General features: G+C 50.0%; 2 protein-coding genes. Both read right to left on the bottom strand.

Annotated features, from left to right (window positions below; translation table 11 throughout):
- Nucleotides 1-20 precede the first annotated feature (20 nt).
- On the bottom strand, nt 21-10772 hold the full coding sequence (gene srfAB, locus LWH95_RS21780) for a surfactin non-ribosomal peptide synthetase SrfAB (protein ID WP_442860835.1): 10752 nt from the start codon (nt 10770-10772) through the stop codon (nt 21-23).
- Nucleotides 10773-10784: 12 nt separating this feature from the next.
- On the bottom strand, nt 10785-21548 hold the full coding sequence (srfAA, locus tag LWH95_RS02960) for a surfactin non-ribosomal peptide synthetase SrfAA (protein ID WP_232918921.1): 10764 nt from the start codon (nt 21546-21548) through the stop codon (nt 10785-10787).
- Nucleotides 21549-22048: the final 500 nt, after the last annotated feature.

Raw genomic sequence — 22048 nt, forward strand, 5'->3', positions numbered from 1 at the left:
TTCTGTAATTCCCTTGCGTTTTATTTTAAATTCTCCTCAAGCATGTCAAAGATATCGCCCATCTCGTCCATTTCAAGGTCTTCGGCGCTGAAGTCGCTCGGCGTGAATTCCTTGTCCTCTTTTTCCGTACAATGGCGGATCAGCATCAGGAGGTTTTCTTTAAACCGTTCCATTTGCTTCTCGACCGTAGCTCTTTCAAACTCCTTCTCATTGTAGGAGCAGGAAAGCACAAATCGGCCGTTCCTGATCATGCCGCTGAAGCTTAAAGCGTACAGCGCTTCTGATTCCTCGCTTACTTGGCGTCCCATATCGAAAGCGGACGGCTCAAAGAAGTCGGTTTTTACTTCACTGTCGAATTGGCCCAAATAGTTAAAGCTGATTTCTGGCGTGAAACCCTTTGTATCCGCTGTTTCTGTGACATAACGGAGAATGCCGTAGCCAACACCTTTGTCCGGAATGCGGCGCAGGTTTTCTTTGACTGATTTGATCACGGCTGAGGCGTCTGCTTCAGACATGTCGAGCACAACAGGATATTGCGCCGTAAACCAGCCGACCGTTCTGGAGATATTCACATTCGGAATGATGTCCTCCCGTCCGTGTCCCTCCAGATTAATGCCGATTTTGGCACCGTCTGTCCATTCTTTCATTGTTAGACCGAGCGCGCTGAGAAGAATATCATTGATTTCAGTTCCATATGGCTGATGAACATCCGTTAAGAGATGTTTGGTGTCTTCTTCCGTTAATTCACAGAGGACAGATGATGTATGTTTGACCATCCGCTGCACTGTTTCATAATCCTTCGGCACAGGAGAAACCTGTTCAGCGTCAATTTGCGCCCAGTATTCAGCCTGCTGTAAAAGATGCGCTGATTGGCTGAATGCCGCCAGTTCTTCCGCCCAATCCTTGAAGGAATTTGTTTTTTGCGGGAAGACAATGTTCCCTTCTTTCTCAGCCTGCATGTAGCCTGAAGCAAAATCTTCAAGCAAAATCCGCCATGACACGCCGTCGACCACGAGATGGTGTACAGCGATGAGCAGGTGGTCGCCAGCTTCCGTACGGTATTGCTCCGCCTTGAGAAGCGGTCCGTTTTGCAGATCGAGACTGCTTTGCAGCCTGTTCGCGAGAATCTTGATCTGGCTTTTCAGCATGTTTTCATCGGAGCCGTACAGATCCACAATTTCGAAGCTGACTTTGCTTTCGCTGATAGCTTTATACGCTTGAAGGATATTTCCGTTTTCCTCGCGATAGACCATACGGAGTGCGTCATGATGCTCGATCAGCGCCTGCAACGTTTTCTCCACCCGTTCAGGATCAAAGCCTTTCTTGGCATGAAGCATCACCGATTGGTTCCAGTGGTGCTTGTTCGTGAAGTTCTTTTCAAAGAACCAGCGCTGAATCGGTGTCAGGATGACTTCGCCCTCCACTGGGCCTTGGTCCGCCTGTTTGCCTTCGGCACGCTCCACGTATTGGGTGAGCTCTTCGATCGTCGGGTGCTGGAAGAGGTCTTTCATTTCCAGCTTCCAGCCGTGCTGGTTCAAGCGGCTCGCCATTTGGATTCCTTTGATGGAATCTCCGCCGAGCGAGAAGAAATTGTCACTGACACCGATCTCCGAAATGCCGAGCACATCCTGCCAGATGCCTGCAAGCAGCTCTTCCATATCCGTTGTCGGCGCTTTGTATTCTCCGCTTCCCGCTTCGATGTCCGGCTCCGGCAACGCTTTGCGGTCAACCTTTCCGTTTGCCGTAACTGGAAGCTCGTTCAGCGTCACCCAGAACGCCGGGATCATGTAGTCCGGCAGGGCTTCCTTCAGTGCTAATTTCAGCGCTTCTATGTCAGCTGTTTCCGGTGTCACATACGCCGCGATCGCTGTATTGCCGCCTTTATCTTTGACAGCTGTCACCGCCGCATCCTGTACCTCAGAAAGCTGGGCGAGCTGGACTTCGATTTCTGAGAGCTCGATCCGGTAGCCGCGGACCTTGACCTGCTGGTCGATCCGGCCGATGTATTCGATGCCGCCGTTCACCCATTTCACCAAATCGCCGGTGCGGTACATGCGTTCACCCGGCACAAACGGATCAGCGACAAACCGCTTCGCGGTTTCGTCTTCTCGATTCAGATAGCCGCGCGCCAGGCCGCGTCCCGCCACGCAAAGCTCTCCGGCTACGCCTTCCGGCTGCACCTGATTGCCCTCGCCGAGAATGTACACTCTTGTATTGGCGATCGCTCGACCGATGGAAAGCGAGCCTTCCTCTGGATTGATTTCTGTGCTCGTGGCAACGACCGTATTTTCTGTCGGCCCGTAGTTGTTGACGAGCGTGTACGGCTGTTTGACCGCACGCTTCAGCTTGTCTCCTCCAGTCAAGAGGACACGGAGTGATGTGTTCTCAAGCTCCATGAACTGTTCCGCCAGCTGCGTCGGCAGGAAGGTGATCGTCACGCCGTTCGTTTCAAAATAGTCGTTCAGGCGGACGATATCGAGGCGGATCGCTTCATCAATGACATGAAGCTCGGCGCCGATTGTCCAGGTCGGGAACATCTCCCAAATGGAGGCATCGAATCCAAAGCCCGCGTATTTCGCACTGCGGTCCTCCTCTGTCATGCTGAACGCGTCATGGTGCCAGAAGCACAGGTTCACAAGCGCATGGTGCTCGACCATGACACCTTTCGGCTGTCCGGTCGTTCCAGACGTGTAAATCATGTACGCGAGGTTCTCTGCGTTTGTATCCGCCTCTGGATTTTCTTCATCGTTTTCATCTAGCGGCAGGCTTAGAATCGTGCGATCCCCGTCGAGAAGAATGACGTCTCCTGAGAAGCTGTCCGGCACTGAAATGCCTTCCTGTTTCAAGAGAAGCTTCGCGCCGCTGTCTTGTAAAATATAGTCAATCCGCTGATCCGGATAATCAGGATCAATCGGCACAAACGCCGCTCCCGCCTTTAAGACGCCGAGCACCGCAGCGGACATTTCCAGCGACGGCTTCGTGAGAACGCCGACGCGCTCATCCGCGCTGATGCCGCAGTCGATCAGAATCCGAGCAAGACGGTTTGCCTTGGCATTCAGCTCGCCGTACGTCCATGACTGGCCGTTGAATGTGACAGCCGGGCGGTCTTTGTGGCGCTGAGCGGTCTCTTCGAATAGCTGATGAACGGTTTTGTCTGTCGGCACAGGGAGCGTTTTGCCCTTCCATGCATCTAGAAGCATTTGTTTTTCTGTTTCCGTGACAAGTGACAAGCTGGAAAGCGGCTGGTTTGGATTTTCCGCAACAGCCTTTAGTAAACGGAGAACGTATTCGCTCCATTTCTCAGCCGTCTCTCTTGAGAACAGATCAGTCGCATATTCGAGCTGCAGGCCGATGCCGTTTTCATCAGTGAATCCGCCTAATGTCAGATCAAACTTAGACGTTCCCTGATGGGCCTCATAAGGTGAAATGCTTAGGTTCTGCAATGTAAGCTGTTCTTTATCAGGATTTTCTGTCGTCACCATTACGTTAAACAATGGATTTCGGCTCATATCCCGAGGAAGATCAAGCTGATTGACCAAGTCCTCAAACGGATATTCCTGATGTTCAAGCGCTGACAGGTTCGTCTGCTTCGCTTTCTCCAGAAGCTCTGCAAAGGTTTGCTGTTCTTCCGCTTCCATTCTTAAGGCAAGCGTATTGACAAACATCCCCGGCATGTCTTGGACATCGGCATTCATCCGGCCGGCAGTGACGGAGCCGATGACGATATCCCGCTGTCCGGAAATTTTGCTTAAAAACACGTGGAAAACAGCATGAAGCACCATGTGCAAGGTCGTTCCGGTTTCTGCAAGCAGCTTCTCTACCGCCTTTGCCGTCTCGCTTCCCGTACGGAAACGGACCGTGTCCCCTTTAAAGCTTTGCACAGGCGGACGGGCGTAATCGAGCGGAAGATCAAGCTCCGGCAGCTCGCCTGAAAGAAGCGAGAGCCAGTACGCCTCATGCTCCTTCATCCGTTCCTTTTGCGCAGCTTCATTTTGCCAAACGGCGAAATCCTTATAATGAAGCGCCGGCTCCGGAAGCTGTTCTCCTTTGTAAAGCAGCGCCAATTCTTTTACAAAAATGCCTCTTGATACGCCGTCAGCGATGATGTGATGCATATCCAAAAGCAGCAAGTGTTTCTTCGCTTCTATTCGAAGCAAAGCCGCACGAATGAGCGGCGCATTGTTTAGGTCGAATGGCCGGATAAATTCCTTGATCTTTTGTTCCGCTTCATCTTCTTCCGCTTCAAACACATGAAGATCAATCACCGCCTCCTCAATAATGCGCTGAACAGGCTCACCATTGGCTTCTATAAATGATGTGCGCAATGACTCGTGTCGATTCACAAGCTGATTCAGTGAGTCGCGCAGACGCGAAATATCAAGCTCGCCTTCCATCAGAAGAGCAGATGGCATGTTGTAGCTGATCGTCTGCCGGTCAAGCTGATTCAGTACATACATCCGTTTCTGCGCGGATGACAATGGGTACATATCCTGTTTGTCAGCCGGTTTGAGCACATGATGGCCGCCTGAAACTGCCGATGCCTCCATATAAGCCGCAAGCTGGCGAACAGTCGGCTTCTCGAACAGCGCTTTAAGCGGTACGGTTTTCTCCAATTCGACCTGAATGTTCGCGATGAGCATCATTCCTTTTAATGAATGGCCGCCTAAATCGAAGAAATTGTCGTCGATGCCGATCGCTTCTATGCCAAGCGTTTTCTGCCAAATGCGGCATAGGCTCTCTTCAAGCGCTGTTTCCGGTATAGCTGAGGCCTTGCGTCCGGATTGTGCCTCGTTCGGCTTCGGCAATGCGTTTCTGTCGGTTTTCCCGTTTGCCGTCAGCGAAATCGCGTCCACCTGCACAAAGAAAGCAGGAATCATATGAGACGGCAGTGTTTGTGAAAGCTGGTTCCGGAGCGCTGCTTTTTCAATGTTTTGATCCGCCGTATAATACGCGCAAAGCTCTTGAAGTCCGCCCTCGGAAACCGCTAGCACAACCGCTTCATGAATTTCGCTGAGGCTGAGCATAACCGTTTCAATTTCTTTCGGCTCAATGCGGTAGCCGCGGATTTTCACCTGATCATCAGCCCGGCCGATAAATTCAAGCGTACCGTCAGAAAGTCTTCGTACGACATCTCCGGTTTTGTACATGAGGCTGCCCGGTGAATATGGATTTTCTACAAATCTCTCGGCTGTCAGCTGAGGCCTGTTGAGATATCCTCTCGCAAGCCCCTGTCCCGTGATATAGAGCTGGCCACTCGCTCCTTGAGGCACAAGCTGTAACGCCTCATTTAAGACAAGCGCGCCGGCATTCGCAATCGGCTGTCCGATTGTCGGGCGTTTCGCGAATGCGCCCGGTTCAGACAGATTAACCCGTCCGGCGATGGCGCCGATCGTTGCTTCAGTCGGGCCGTAGTGATTGATAAATTCGGTATGCCCATACACCTTGCGGAAGGCGAGAACATCCGCCGGGATGATTTTTTCTCCTCCCAAGACAATCAAGCGCAAGGATTCAAAGTTTGGCTCTTTTGTAAAGCTGGCCGTGTTCACCATCGTATGGAACAGAGACGGTGTCAGTTTGATATATGTGATCCCGTGTTCCTTGATATAACGCCCAATTTCATCCGGTGCCGTATAGGTTTCCTTCGGCACGATGTGGAGCTCGCCCCCTGCCAGAAGAACAGGGAACATGCTCGTATAGCCCAGGTCGAATGCGTAAGACGAAAGCAAAACAGACTTATCGGTTTCCGTCAGGCCCGCCTCATGATTAAACCAAGAAACATAGTTTGTCAGATTGCGATGCTCGATCTGCACCCCCTTCGGCTTCCCGGTCGTACCTGACGTATAAATGACGTATGCAAGATTACGAGATCCGGAAATCGGTGATGGGCGCTCCTTGCTTTCATTTCTCCACGCTGCGTCATCAAGGTTGACGATTATTCCTTCATATTGCCCAATGGCCGTCATATTTCTTTCGTTCACGACCGCAATTCTCGCTCCGCTGTCCTCTAATGAATAGCGGATCCGTTCTTCAGGCGTATCAGGATCAATCGGAAGGAAAGCCGCACCCGCCTTCATGACACCGAGAATCGATACCATGACCACAGCTGACCGATCCATGACAATCGCGACGATGTCTTCACTTCCTGCCCCTTGCGCACGAAGATGATGCGCCAGCTGGTTCGCCTGTTCATCAAGCTCGCGATAGGTCAGCAGATTTCCGCCAGATATCACCGCAGGATGATCAGGTGTTTGCTGGGCCTGTTTTTCGAAAAGAGCTGCAAAGGTTGCTTCAGTAATTTGAGTCATATGTCTTTCTTCAAGCAAAGCAGCCGTTTCTGCTGGTGAAAGCAAGTCTACATCAGACAGCCGAACGTTCGGATTAGCCGCGGCCGCTTTGATGATATTGACAAAGTGGCTGCTCCAGCGGCGGATGGTTTCGTCCTTAAACAGAGCAGTCGCATAGTCAAAGCTTAGGCCGATATCCTCTTCACGCTCGACCGCTTCCAAGGAGAGATCAAATTTCGCCACGTGATGAAGCATGGAATACGAAGAAATCTTCAAATCTCCTAATCTCAATGAAGGAATCTCCATGTTCTGCATGTTGAACATCACGCTGAACAGCGGACTTCGGCTTGTGTCCCTTATAAGCGGAAGCTTTTCAATCAGTTCCTCAAGCGGATAGCTCTGGTGCTCGAATGCTTGAAGGCTGGCTGTTTTGACCTCTTCCAGGAATTGCGCAAAGGTTTTATCTCCCGCAGGAGCCGTTCTTAGTGCCACCGTGTTGACAAACATGCCCGGCACACCTTGCAGATCAGGATGTGTTCTTCCCGCTGTCGGCGAGCCGACAATGATATCATCCTGTGACGCGTACTTAGAAAGGAGTACATTGAACGCTGCCAGCAAAAACATGTACATTGTCGTATCCGTTTCTGCCAAGAGTGATTTGATTTGAGCCGTGCTTTGCTTATCGAGCCCGAACATTACGCGCTCTCCCGCAAAGCTCCGTTCAGCAGGCCGTTCGAAATCCGCCGGAAGATCAAGAATCGGCAGCTCGCCTTTAAAGGTTTCGAGCCAGTATGCTTCATCTTTTTGATGATCAGCATGTTCTTTGTGCCAAACAGCGTAATCTTTATAGTGAATCTGCGGCAGCTCAAGATCAGCGCCTTGATATATTTTGGCGAGATCACCGATCAGAATGCCTGTTGAACTGCCGTCAGTGATGATATGGTGCATATCAATGAGCAGCAGGTGGCGTTCTTCCTCAAGCTGGACAAGCTTCGAACGGACGAGCGGCGCGCGGTTTAGTTCAAACGGCTGAATGAACGCTTTGATCATTTCCTCCGCGTCTTCTTCCCGTCCCTTGGCAGCCTCCAGCTGGAACGATACGTTTTTATGAACGGTTTGTACAACTTCTCCATCGATCATGTCAAACGATGTCCGGAGGATTTCGTGCCGGTTGATTAATTGCTGAATCGCATTTTCAAGCCGGTCTTTATCTACTTCTCCCTCCAGCAAAAGTACAGCGGGGACGTTATAGCTTGTGTTTGCTTGTCCAAGCTGATTGAGGATATACATTCTCCGCTGGGCCGGGGATACAGGATAATGCTGCTGATAAGGTGCTTGCTTGATCGGTTCAAACGTCTGCTCCTCCTTGCTTTCGTTCTCTTCCAAATACAGCGCCAGTTCTTGAATGGTCGGCTTTTCAAAAAGCACTTTAATCGGTACTTCCTTATGAAAATGCTCCTGGATTTTCGCCGTCATCATCATCGCTTTCAAAGAATGACCACCGATCATAAAGAAGTTATCGGTAACGCCTGCTTTGACGCCGAGTATCCCTTCCCAGATCTCCGCTAATTTCTTTTCACTCTCTGTTTCTGGTGCTGCGTACTCCGGCTGCGCGGTTTCTGATTGAGGCGCAGGCAGTTCTTTTTTGTTGATTTTTCCGTTTGGTGTGAGCGGCAGGCTGTCCATCTGAATCAAATGGGCAGGAACCATATAGTCAGGCAAAGATTGAGACAGTGTTTTTCTCAGCCCGCTCACAGACACTTCACGGTCCGCCGTAAAGTATGCGCAAATTTCATTTTCATCTGCTTTGTTCTTGCGGATGATCACGGCAGCCTCTGTCACATGCTCTGCCATGTTCAGTTTTGTTTCAATTTCGCCAAGCTCAATTCGGAAGCCGCGCACCTTCACTTGATTGTCGATTCTTCCTAAAAACTCGATATTGCCGTCCGGCAGCCATCTTGCCAAGTCGCCAGTGCGATAAATCCTTTCACCCGGTCTGAACGGATCTTCGAGAAATTGCTTCTCCGTCAGCTCAGGGAGATTCACATATCCTCGCGCTACACCGATTCCGCCGACGCACAGCTCGCCGGGTGCGCCAAGTGGCTGCAGCCGCTGCTGCTCATCCATGATGTAGGCAGTCGAATTTCCGATAGGCTTCCCGATTGGAATAGAGCCGCTATACTCACGGTCGATCAGAAAACTTGTTGAAAACGTCGTGTTTTCAGTCGGGCCGTATCCGTTCCACAATGAAAGCGACGGCGATGCCTGTTTCACTTTGCTGACAATATGCGGCACGAGGGCGTCTCCCCCGATAATTAAATGGCGCAGTGTGCCGAACATGCCGGCATCCTTTGCGGCAAGCTGGTTGAATAAAGGTGATGTCAGCCACATGGCCGTGATTCTCTGTTCTCGCAGGAATGCTGCAAATTGTTTCGCATCAAGCAGCGTCTCTTTTTTGACAGGGTAAAGCGCTGCGCCATTCAGCAGTGCGCCGAATACTTCAAAGGTTCCGGCATCAAAGCTGACAGCTCCCGTTTGCGCCATGCGGTCCTCTTCATGGACAGGAACATACCCGCCATTTTTGACGAGACGAAGAATGCTTTTATGTTCAATCATGACGCCTTTCGGTTTGCCCGTCGAACCAGATGTGTACATAATGTACGCCAAATCAGTCGGTGCGGATGGCAGATTGAGATTGTCAGCCGCTTCGCTCTCTTCAAAACCGCTGTCCAGTGTAAGTACCGGCACTTGCAGCTGATGTGCCTGCTCTGTATAAGACTTTCCGGCCAATACCATCCGAATGGAACTGTCCTCCGCCATGAAACGAAGACGATCCTCAGGAAGCGCTGGATCAAGCGGCACATAGGCGGCGCCTGCTTTTAACACAGCCAGCATGCCAACAACGGTTTCTGCCGATCGGTCGTTCATTATCGCGGCTGTTTCCCCTTTTTGAAGACCTTGTTCGACAAGCTTTCTAGCCAGACGGTTAGCCGCTCTATTCAGCTCACGGTACGTCAGCTCGACTCCTTCATATACGACAGCAGTGCTCGCCGGCGTCCGTTGCGCTTGCTCTTCAAACACTTGATGAACGGCCATTCCTTCAGGGAGTTCGGCTTTCGTACGGTTAAAGACCTCGACAATTTGCTGCTGCTCTTCGTCTCCCACAAGCCCGTACTCACGCACAAAAGCGGCCGGCTGATCGACAGCTGCTTCCATCATGCGGGTAAGGTGCTCCGCTGTCCGTTCGATAAAAGCGGAATCAAAGGCAGCTCCGTTATATTTGATTTTGACGGTCCACGTTTTGCCAGGATACACAATCAGGTTGAAATCGAAGCTCGTTTGCTCAAATGCACTTTCTACCTTGATAGAAAATCCGAGGCGGTCTTCCATGCTGCCGTTTTCAAGCTCTTGGTCCAGCGGATAATTTTCAAACGCTACCAGATGGTTCAAGAGATTGCTGTCGAGCGCTGAGCGTTTTTGAATCTCATAGAGCGGCACGTAATCGTAACGCTCCGCCTCTACTGCATGCTGCTGAACAGCTGAGAAAATATCAGCGAAAGCAGCATCTTGATCTACTTTTACCCGCACTGGAATGGTGTTGATAAACAGCCCCGCCATCGTTTCAATCCCGTTGATTTCAGACGGCCGTCCCGATACGACCGTGCCGAAGACAACGTCCTTCGTAAAGTTGTATTTACTGAGAACAATGCCCCAAACAGCCTGAAACAGGTTAGGCCCCGTCACTTGATGGCGGTTTGCGGTTTGCTGAATGCGGGCAACCAGTGTTTCGTCCCATGTAAATGAATATTCTTTATTGACGTATTCATCTTTGTTCTCAGGCAGGCGGCCTGGGAGCACGCTCGGCTGTTCAAAACCCGCCAAGCGTTCGCTCCAGTAGCTCTCTGCTTCTTCATTGTCCTGTTTTCCAAGCCACTTGATGTAGTCGGAATAAGGCTTGCCCTGGCCGTTTGCCGGTGTCCGGCCTGCTCTGAGCGCTTCATAGTTTTGGAACAGGCTTTTCATGAGTACGCCCATGCTCCAGCCGTCCATCATAATATGATGATTGCTCCAGACAAGATACAGCTGTTCTGCATCAAGACGGAAAACCGCCACCTTGAACAAAATGTCTTTTGCCAGGTTAAAACCTTGGCGCTGCACGTCTTGTTTATAACGCTCGATGTGCTCTTTTTGGCGGTCTCGGTCCGCATGACTGATATCTTCATAGTGCACCTTTGTTTTGCGTTCCGCTAATACAACCTGACGCGGTTTTTGCAGCTGCTGGTGCACAAATACCGTACGGAGAATATCGTATGACCGAATCAGTTCATTGACGCTTTTCTCAAAGATTTCAAGATCAAAAGCACCGTGAATCCCAAGCTCTAATTGTGTGAAGTACGAGGAAGAATGCGGATCAAGCATCGCATGATACAGCATTCCCTCCTGCATCGGTGTCAGTGCGTACACCTTTTGAATCGATTTTTTGCTCATATGCCACCTCTATTAGAAAATTTCCATTAATTTATCCAGCTCATCCAGCGTCAAATCATCATCGCCAAGGTCACTCGGCGTCAGTTCCGTTCCATCTTGAGATAGGCAATGTTCAATGACTCTGAGAAGATGGGCTTTAAAGCTGTCGCTGAATGTCTTTATCGTTTTTTCATGAAATTCAAGAGAATGATAGGCCAGTGTCATCGTCAGTTTTCCGTTTTCGATGTATCCGACAACATCGAGCGCGTTCGGTTTTTCTGTTTCCGGGCTTAACGACTGTCCTGACGGCAGCTCTGATCTCGTGAACAAGCCTGCATCCGACATTTCATCGAACTGTCCTAAATAGTTGAAGCTGACATCCGGCTGAATCGAGAACGCCACATCTTCTTTATGTTCCGGCGCCGTCAGATAGCGCAGAATGCCGTATCCGACTCCCTTATTCGGCACATGTCTGATATCTTCTTTCATTTGCTTCAGCTGGTAGCCCAGATCATCCGCATGCTTCATATCGAGCACCATCGGGTACATACTAGTAAACCAGCCGACTGTGCGGGAAATGGTCAGGTCTTCTATGATTTCTTCACGTCCATGCCCCTCTAAATGAACACTTACTTGATCCTGACCTGTCCACTCCTTCATCGCCAACCCGAATGCCGTCAGCAAAATATCATTCATTTCTGTGTGATATGCCTCATGCACCTTTGTGGTAAGCTGTTCTGTCTCTTCAGCAGTCAGCGAAAATTCGATTGTCTTTGTATGTTTCATTCGCTGATCACCAGATTCACGATCTTTCGGAAGCTTTGCCGCGACAGTCTGTTCTTCAAGCTGTCTCCAATACTCTTTTTCTTTCAAAAAGGCCTTGGAGTTCGCAAAGTCTTGCAATCTCTCTGCATACTCCGCAAATGAATGTGTTTTCTGCGGGAGAACCGGTTCATTGCCTTGCTCAAGCTGTGTATAAACCGCGGCGAAATCCTCCAGTAAAATCCGCCATGACACACCGTCAACCACTAAGTGGTGAATGGCAAGGAGCAAGTGGTCTCCGTCTTCTGCTTGGAACAATCCAGCTTTTAACAAGCCGCCTTCCTGCAAGTCGATGCTGCTTTGCAGTCGTTCCGCTTCTCTCTCTATGCGGTCTTCATAATCTTTCGCTTGGCCTTCAATCTGAATGATCTCTAATTGAGCTGAAGCAGCATCAAGTCCTCTGTTGTATTGAACGATAGTTCTCGGCTCCTCATGGTAGACCATACGGAGTGCATCATGGTGCTCGATCAGCGCCTGCAACGTTTTCTCCACCCGTTCAGGATCAAATCCTTTTTTGGCGTGAAGCATCACTGATTGGTTCCAATGGTGCTTGTTCGTGAAGTTCTTTTCAAAGAACCAGCGCTGAATCGGTGTCAGGATGACTTCGCCCTCCACTGGGCCTTGGTCCGCCTGTTTGCCTTCGGCACGCTCCACGTATTGGGTGAGCTCTTCGATCGTCGGGTGCTGGAAAAGGTCTTTCATTTCCAGCTTCCAGCCGTGCTGGTTCAAGCGGCTCGCCATCTGGATTCCTTTGATGGAATCTCCGCCAAGCGAGAAGAAATTGTCGATGACACCGATCTCCGGAATGCCGAGCACATCCTTCCAAATACCGACAAGCAGCTCTTCCATATCCGTTGCCGGCGCTTTGTATTCTCCGCTTCCCGCTTCGATGTCCGGCTCCGGCAACGCTTTGCGGTCAACCTTTCCGTTTGCCGTAACTGGAAGCTCGTTCAGCGTCACCCAGAACGCCGGGATCATGTAGTCCGGCAGGGCTTCCTTCAGTGCTAATTTCAGCGCTTCTATGTCAGCTGTTTCCGGTGTCACATACGCCGCGATCGCTGTATTGCCGCCTTTATCTTTGACAGCTGTCACCGCCGCATCCTGTACCTCAGAAAGCTGGGCGAGCTGGACTTCGATTTCTGAGAGCTCGATCCGGTAGCCGCGGACCTTGACCTGCTGGTCGATCCGGCCGATGTATTCGATGCCGCCGTTCACCCATTTCACCGAATCGCCGGTGCGGTACATGCGTTCACCCGGCACAAACGGATCAGCGACAAACCGCTTCGCGGTTTCGTCTTCTCGATTCAGATAGCCGCGCGCCAGGCCGCGTCCCGCCACGCAAAGCTCTCCGGCTACGCCTTCCGGCTGCACCTGATTGCCCTCGCCAAGAATGTACACTCTCGTATTGGCGATCGCCTGCCCGATGGAAAGCGAGCCTTCCTCCGGATTGATTTCTGTGCTCGTGGCAACGACCGTATTTTCTGTCGGCCCGTAGTTGTTGACGAGCGTGTACGGCTGTTTGACCGCACGCTTCAGCTTGTCTCCTCCAGTCAAGAGGACACGGAGTGATGTGTTCTCAAGCTCCATGAACTGTTCCGCCAGTTGCGTCGGCAGGAACGTGATCGTCACGCCGTGCGTTTCGAAATAGTCGTTCAGGCGGACGATATCGAGGCGGATCGCTTCATCAATGACGTGAAGCTCGGCGCCGATTGTCCAGGTCGGGAACATCTCCCAAATGGAGGCGTCGAATCCAAAGCCCGCGTACTTCGCACTGCGGTCCTCCTCTATCATGCTAAACGCGTCATGGTGCCAGAAGCACAGGTTCACAAGCGCATGGTGCTCGACCATGACACCCTTCGGCTGTCCGGTCGTTCCAGACGTGTAAATCATGTAAGCGAGGTTCTCTGCGTTTGTATCCGTCTCTGGATTTTCTTCATCGTTTTCATCTAGCGGCAGGCTTAGAATCGTACGATCCCCGTCGAGAAGAATGACGTCTCCTGAGAAGCTATCCGGAACTGAAATGCCTTCCTGTTTCAAGAGAAGCTTCGCGCCGCTGTCTTGTAAAATATAGTCAATCCGCTGATCCGGATAATCAGGATCAACCGGTACAAACGCCGCTCCCGCCTTTAAGACGCCGAGCACCGCAGCGGACATTTCCAGCGACGGCTTCGTGAGAACGCCGACGCGCTCATCCGCGCTGATGCCGCAGTCGATCAGAATCCGTGCAAGACGGTTTGCCTTCGCATTCAGCTCGCCGTACGTCCATGACTGTCCGTTGAATGTGACAGCCTGGCGGTCTTTGTGGCGCTGAGCGGTCTCTTCGAATAGCTGATGAACGGTTTTATCTGTCGGCACAGGAAGGTTTTTGCCCTTCCATGCGTCGAGAAGCGTTTGTTTTTCTGTTTCATTCACAAGTGACAGGCTGGAAAGCTGCTGATTCGGGTTGTCGGTGACAGCATCTAGAAGCTGCATCCAGTATTGCTTCCATCGTTCAATCGTTTCCGGCTTAAACAGCGCTGTATTGTATTCGAGTACGAACGTAAGCCCTCCATCGGTTTCGTCAGCGGTCAGTGTAATGTCAAACTTGGCCGTTTTCCGTTCAAACGGATGCGGCTCCAGCTGAATCCCTTTCATCGTTAGATCCTTGATGTTCGCATTTTGCATTGAAAACACTGCATCGAATAACGGATTTCTGCTCGTGTCACGCTGAACCTGTACGTTCCCGATCAAGTCCTCAAGCGGGTAATCTTGCGCATCAAAAGCGCTGAGTGCCGTTTCTTTCACTTCGCTAAGATAGTCAGCAAACGTCTTTTCACCTTTCGGATACGTGCGCAACGCCAACGTATTGACGAACATTCCGATGACGCGGCTGACGTCAGCTTGGGATCGTCCGGCTACCGGTGAACCGACGATGATATCGTCTTGCCCGCTCAGTTTTGATAAAAACGCACTGTATGAAGCGAGAAGCACCATGTACATTGTGGAATCCGTTTCTTTTGCAAGTCTGCGCAGGGCATCAACTTTGCCCGCTTCTAATGAAAATGCAATGCGGTTTCCCTCAAATGTTTGAACGGCAGGCCGGCTATAGTCAGTCGGAAGCGTCAGCACCGGCAGCTCTCCTTCCAGCTCCTTCAGCCAATGCTCCTCTTGCTTCTTGTAAAGCTCAGACTGAATGAACTGCTGCTGCCACACGGCATAATCCTTATATTGAATGCGGAGCGGCTCAAGGGTTTCTCCATCGTACAGCTTTGAAAGCTCCTCAATGAGCACGCCGACAGACGCACCATCAGAAATAATATGATGCATATCGAACAGCAGCACATGCTCAGTGTCTGAATGCTTGATCAGCCCCATTCTGAACAGCGGAAGCCGATCGATTTTGAAAGGCTTGATAAACTCAGAAACGATCCGCTCTGTCTCTTCCTCTGCGGCTTCGAAATATGCCATCTCACATTCAGCTTCTTCCCAGATTCGCTGCACCGTTTCTCCATCTTTTATTTCAAACGTGGTTCTAAAGGCTTCATGACGCTGCATTAACTGCTTCATCACGCTGTTGAGCCTTTCAACATCAAGCTCACCTGTAAGGCGCAGAACCGCCGGCATGTTATAGCTCGTTTCCGCTCCTTCAAGCTGCTGGAGCACGTACATCCGTTTTTGCGGTGAAGAAACAGGATACGTATCTTGTTTCTTTGCCGAGCTGATGCTGATGACTGTCCCTTTTTCAGCAGAGTCAATCACCTGTGCCAAGCCCTCAACCGTTGGTGACTGGAAGAGATCTTTGAGTGACAGCTCAACGCCCAGTTCCTGATGAACCAAGGCAAGCATCTTCATGCCTGCTAATGAATGTCCGCCTATGTCAAAGAATTGGTCATAAACGCCGACTTGTTCAGCCTGAAGCACATGCGCCCAAATGTCTGCGACTTTTTGTTCCGTTTCATTGCGAGGCGCAACATATGAAACACCTCTTGAGACGTTGGCATCAGGAAGCGGCAGCGCTCTCCGGTCGATTTTTCCGTTCCCGGTCAGCGGCAGCTCGTCCATTTGGATAAACACCGCAGGAACCATATAAGCCGGCAGATCCTTCGCGGCATGCTCTCTTAGCTCTTGAGATGAGATTTCTCCCTCTCCGACAAAGTACGCGCAGAGCAGTTTGTCTCCCGCGCCTTGATCAACAGCAAGCACAACACTCTCTTGCACGCGGTCGTGGGTTTGCAGCTGATGTTCGATTTCTCCAAGCTCGATGCGCTGTCCGCGGATTTTCACCTGGTGGTCGATCCGCCCGATAAATTCGATATCGCCATTCGGCAGCCATCTGGCAAGGTCACCCGTTTTATACATGCGTTCGCCGGATGCAAACGGATGCGGAACGAATTTCTCCTCAGTCAGTTCAGGACGGTTGTAATAGCCTTTCACGAGCCCTTCGCCGCTGACGCATAGCTCCCCGGCGATCCCGGCAGGCTGCACGTGTCCCGCCCGGTCAAGGATGTATACTTCCGTATTGCTGACCGGTTTTCCAATCGGAACAGACAGCGTGTGCTCCTCCAATTCATCAACCGGATGATACGTCGCGAAAACCGTGCTTTCAGACGGCCCGTACATGTGAAGGAGCTTGCCTTTTCCGACAATTTGCAAAGCTTTTCTTACATGCTCAACTGAAGCCCGCTCCCCGCCAAACATAATCTTGCGCAGCGTTGACAAGCACGCCGGATTCAAGTCCACAAGCAGGTGGAACAAAGCGGTTGTAATCATAAGAATGCTGATGTTCTCCCGCTCAATAACGCGAGACAGGCGAGCCATATCCAAAACTGTTTCTTTCGGTATCAGCACAAGCTTGGCACCGTTTAACAAAGAACCGAACATATCAAACATAAACGCGTCAAATACGTAATTGGAAAGTCCGAGAATCGTATCTTGTTCTGTAATGCTGAGATAATTCGTTTCCTTCACCGTGCGCAGAATATTAGCATGTGTCACGATATTTCCCTTCGGTGTTCCTGTCGTTCCGGAAGTATACGTCAGGTTGGCCATCGCCGCAGAATCAAGAGGCAGTGCAAGATTTTGCACATCGGCATGATAGCTTTCTTCCTCATCTGCAAGCACGATAACGCCGCTAAATTCCGCTTCTTCTGCTAAAGCCTTTAATTTTTTCTGAGTGAGAAGCACCTTCGCTCCGCTGTCGCGGAAGAAATGCTGCATCCGCTGAATCGGGTGCTCCGGATCAATCGGAACATAAGCCGAACCTGTCTTTAATACCGCGAGGATCGACACAATCATGTCCATTGACCGCTCGCATAAGACAGCCGCTGTTCTGCCTTCGCCTGCCCCAAAAGAAAGAATGCCGCGCGCTAACCGATTGGCCCGTTCATTCAGCTCACGATAGGTAAGTGATTCGCCTTCATATTGAAGTGCCGGCTGGTCTGGCGTTTTCGCCGCTTGCTCTTCAAACAGCTGAACAATTGTCTTGTCTTTCGGATAAGGTGTTCTTTCCGGGTTGAACTGCTGAATTTGCGAAGCAGCCTCCTCTTCGGAAAGAAGTTTGTACTCAGAAATCTGTTTCTCAGGCTCAGCAGCAGCATCTTCAAGCAAACGCGCAAAATGCGTAAGCAGCCTGTCTGCCGTGCTTTGTTTAAACAGCTTCGTGCTGTAGTCCAAATCAAGCTCAATGCCCTCATCGGTTCCTCTTGCCTGCATCGTCAAATCAAATTTTGCAATCTTGAAGTTAGTCTCATGAACAGACAAAGACAGATCGCCGACAGCCGGAATGCCCTCTGTCGCATTTTGAAGACTGAACATCGTGTCAAACAGCGGATGTCTGCTTACATCACGCGGAATGTTCAAATCTTCAACAAGCCACTCAAACGGATAATCCTGATGAGAAAAAGCATCCAGCACCTGTTTGCGGACACGCGTGATCAAATCGGTAAACGTCTCATCCTGCTTCACTTCGCTGCGAATCGCGAGCGTATTGACGAACATCCCGACAATCCCCTCTGTATCGGAGTGGTTTCTGCCCGCTGACGGCGTGCCGACAATGATGTCATCCTGCCCTGTATACTTTGACAAAAGCGTATAGTACGCGGACAGCATCACCATATAAAGCGTGGCGCCGTTTTGTTCAGCCAAACGATTTAGGCGATCCTTTAAGCCCGCATCCAGCTTGATCGACACCCTGTCTCCTTCAAAGCTTTGAACAGGCGGTCTCGGGTAATCGGACAGAAGCTGAAGCACCGGAAGCTCGCCCGCAAAGGCTTCCTTCCAATACGTCCGGTCCTTCTGGTACCCTTCAGCAGCCTGTCCGCTTTGCCACACGGCGTAATCCTTATACTGAAGACGAAGCTCAGGAAGCTGTTCGCCTTTATATAACCGTGCTAACTCCTCCAAAATAATGCCGATGGACACACCGTCAGAAATCAAATGGTGCATGTCAAACAGCAGCATATGACGGTTCTCTTCTAACTTCATCAAGCCGATTCTGAACAGCGGCGCTTTCGCCAAATCAAATCTCCGGACGAATGAAGTCATAATTTCCTCATCGGAGCGGCCGCCTCTTTCCATCAACTCGACTTTGAAATCGACACTGTCATGAATGTTCTGTCTAGGCGTGTTGTTTTCAAGAATAAATGACGTTCTCAGAGACTCGTGGCGGCGGATTAACCCTTGAAATGCCCGCTCCAGCTTTTGAATCTCTAAAGGCCCTTCCAAAATCGCTGCCGCCGGCATGTTGTATCCGACTCCCGCATCCTCAAACTGGCTGACGATATATGTTCGCTGCTGTGCCAATGAAAGCGGGTAATGCTCCTGTTTTTCAGCAGGTTCAATTGCTGCAAATGCCCGGCTTTCTCTGTGATCGGCTTCCTCTGCAAGAGCGGCAATCGTCGGATGCTCAAACAAATATTGAAGCGGAATCTCAGCGCCTGTTTCCTTATGAATCCTTGTTAAAAGCGTCATTGCCTTCAATGAATGCCCGCCCGTTTCAAAGAAATTGTCAAAGATCCCCGCTTTTTCAACATTGAGCACATCCTGCCAAATGGCTGCGATTGCTTTTTCCGTCTCATTTCGCGGCGCCGTATAGGCCGTTCCGCTGATCGCCTTCACCTCTAGTGCAAACAGCTTGCGGCGGTCGACTTTGCCGCTTGGCGTGAGCGGAATTTCTGTGATTTCTGTAAAGTAAGCCGGCACCATGTAGTCAGGAAGCTGTCTGGCCGCGTGTGCCCGCAGGCTGGCTGGAGCAAATTCGCTTCCAGGCTTCTGCACAACATATGCGCTGACCTCGAGATTTCCCTGTTCATCAGGACGTGCCAAAACAACGGCTTTCGCAACGTCAGACGCCTGCTGAATAACGGCTTCAATTTCCCCAAGCTCAATCCGGTATCCGCGGACTTTGACCTGGTCATCCTCTCTTCCTAAATATTCGATTGTTCCATCTGGAAGCCAGCGCACCACGTCTCCGGTCCGGTACATCCGATCGCCTGGTACGAATGGATCTTGTAAAAACTTCTCAGCCGTCAATTCAGGCAGATGTAAATAACCACGGCCTACACCATCGCCCGCGATATAAAGCTCGCCCGCCACGCCTTCCGGCTGCAGCCGGCCTTTTTGATCCAAAATATATAAGCGGTTGTTCCCCAGCGCTTTCCCGATCGGCACATACGCTGATTGAACAGCATTCTCCGGGATAACCGGATGAACAGATGCGTCCACACATGTTTCGGTCGGCCCGTACACATTGGTCAAACGCGGCGCTATGCCGGCTTCTTTAAACAGCTTCAGCAGCTTGTCCGCAACGACAGACGATAAACCCTCTCCTCCAATCAGCAGGTGCTTCAGCTTTAAGCCTTCAAAATCGCCAGCTGCTATCAGCATTTGCAGATGGGCCGGTGTTCCGTCCGTTGCCTCAATGCAGTGCCTGCGATAATACGCAGCTAGGGCAGATCCGTTCGTCACTGTTTTCTTCGGTACAATATAAAGGGTTTGTCCCAAAAGAAGCGACGCGAAAATCTGCTTCACTGACGCATCGAAGTGGAATGGCGCAAGCAATGCCATCCGCAGTGTTTGGCTGCCGCTTTGGTAAATCGTCTGCTGCAAAGATTCAACCAAATGATGAACCTGGCGATGCTCGATCATAACGCCTTTCGGACGTCCGGTTGTTCCCGATGTGTAAATAATGTAGGCAAGGTTCCGTGCGTATACATCTGCATTCAGGCTTTCGCCAGCACCTTCCGCAATCGCCTGATCAAAATCAATCAATTCAGCATCGGCCGCAGGAGCTTCAATCTGCGATTCAGTCAGGATGAAGTCCGCCCCGCAGTCCTCCAAAATATATTGAATGCGCTCCGCAGGAAAAGCGGGATCAATCGGCACATAGGCTCCGCCGGCTTTTAAAATCCCCATGATAGACGTAATCATCCGTTCAGAGCGTTCAAGCAGAACCGCAACAGGTCTGTCAGGGCCAACGCCTTTCTGTTTCAGCACATTGGCGATGCGTGCAGATTGCTCATGTAACGTTCGATAGGACAATGTGCGATCTTCAAATACAACCGCTGGATGATCAGAAAGCTGCTCAGCCTGTTCTTGGAACAGCTCTGGAATCGTCATATCCTTACGATAGCTGACAGATTCACCGCCGGCCCTCACAAGCAGCTTCTCTTTCTCCGCTGCAGAAATCAGCGTTAATTCATCAATGATATGATCTGGATGCAATAATGCGTTCTCCAGCATCGTAATCATGCGTTCACAAACAATTTTGATTTCTTCACGTGAAAATAAATCAGTGCGGTAATCAAAATCAATGGTGAGTTTCCCAGTATCCCATCGATCCTTTACATGAATTGATACATCATTTAATCCGCTGCCGCTGAAAATCGGCTCAGTCAAAAAGGCCAGATTCTCTTCTTTCTGCCACTGCATCACCTGATATTCAAGAGAAACCGTAAACAGCTTGGTCAGAGAGCTCTTTGTTTCACGCAAATCGTTGATCAGGAGATTATACGGGTACTTTTGGTGACGAAGTGTTTTCATGAGATCCTTCATCCGGTCTTTGACAAAATCTAAGAACGCCTGCCCGCCGTCAATGTTCGTCCGCAGCGGAACCGTTGATACAAACATGCCAAGCATCTGCTTCTCTTTCGCATTTGTCCGGTTGCCCATAAAGGTTCCCGTCACGACATCATTCTGGCCGCTGATTCTGTACAAATAGGCGGCGAGCACCGATTGAAACACCGAAAGAACGCTGACCTTGTTTGCCTCACAAAACGATAGAAGCTGCTGATGAAGCGTTTCAGGCACATCTTTAGAAAACCGCTCAGCCTCTAAACTTCCTCCTGCAGAGACATTCCGTTTCAGGGAAACAAGTTCAGGCACCGTTTCGAATTGCTTGTTCCAAAACGCCTTGTCCTTTTCAAACCGTTTTGATTGAGCATAGTCCTGTTCAGATAAAACATGATCGATAAATGAATGCGAAATGCCCTCTTTTGTTTCTGAGCCGCCGGCTAATTCTAAATAAATGTGCATAATCGCATTTCCGAGAATATTCATGGATATTCCATCAGAAATCACGTGATGAACATTTGCGTAAAACCATACTTCATTTTCCTTTATGGTGAACAAGGAAAAACGGAACAAGTCACAATCGTACAGCGGCAGAGGTTTTTTCGTTTCCTCCCGGCCCCATTGTGAAATAGACTCTATCGCATTCGGATCTCCAGTGGTGTCAGTATGTTTTATATCAACAGGCCGATACTCGCTAATATATTGAACGGGCTCTCCGTTTTCATTGAGACGCAAACGAAGGCGCATGGCGTCATTTCTGCGGATAAACGCTTGAATCGCCTGCTCCACAAGCTTCCAATCAATCTTTTCAGTTGAAACCAGCTTACCAATCCCCGCAAGATTTGAAATACTCGTGTCAGGATAAAATTTTTCTGTATACCAAATTCGTTTTTGTGCATCCGTTAAAGGGTAAAAAGTTATTTCCATATTGTCATACCTCCCCTAATCTTCAATAACCAGTGAACATGTGCAGCATATTTTCCCTTTCTTATCCATATAAGCTTTTAATCCTTATGAACTAACAGCCGAAAAAGCCCAAAGTACTACGTTTAAAAAGCAGTGCATCCAAACAAAAAAACAGATTGCCGCTGTCAAAACAACTGCCATCAATCATCATTGCGGGGTTTAACACAAGCAAATAAAGACCGCAAGATCTCTCATCCAAACACGATACAATTTTGGCTAATTATTCATTGTTTTCAATATTTTTTACCTTACTACCGTTCACTTTAAATGAAAAAAATGTTTTTATCACCGAAAAATGGGTGAAAAGTTTCATGCGGGATACCGAAAGATTCCAGTTTATTTACTGGGATATTTTTGCGGGATGCCGCAATAATTTCCACTAAACATTATTTACAGAAAAATAAAAATTTTTAAAATGATCCTTTCCGCTCCATCCCATTTATTGTTGAAAGCCATTTACA

It is taken from the genome of Bacillus sp. G16 (genome assembly GCF_021282335.1).
Classification (GTDB): domain Bacteria; phylum Bacillota; class Bacilli; order Bacillales; family Bacillaceae; genus Bacillus; species Bacillus inaquosorum.

Excerpts from the sequence above, each read along its gene's own strand:
- srfAB (WP_442860835.1), bottom strand. The coding sequence starts at position 10,772 with ATGAGCAAAAAATCGATTCAAAAGGTGTACGCACTGACACCGATGCAG.
- srfAA (WP_232918921.1), bottom strand. The coding sequence starts at position 21,548 with ATGGAAATAACTTTTTACCCTTTAACGGATGCACAAAAACGAATTTGG.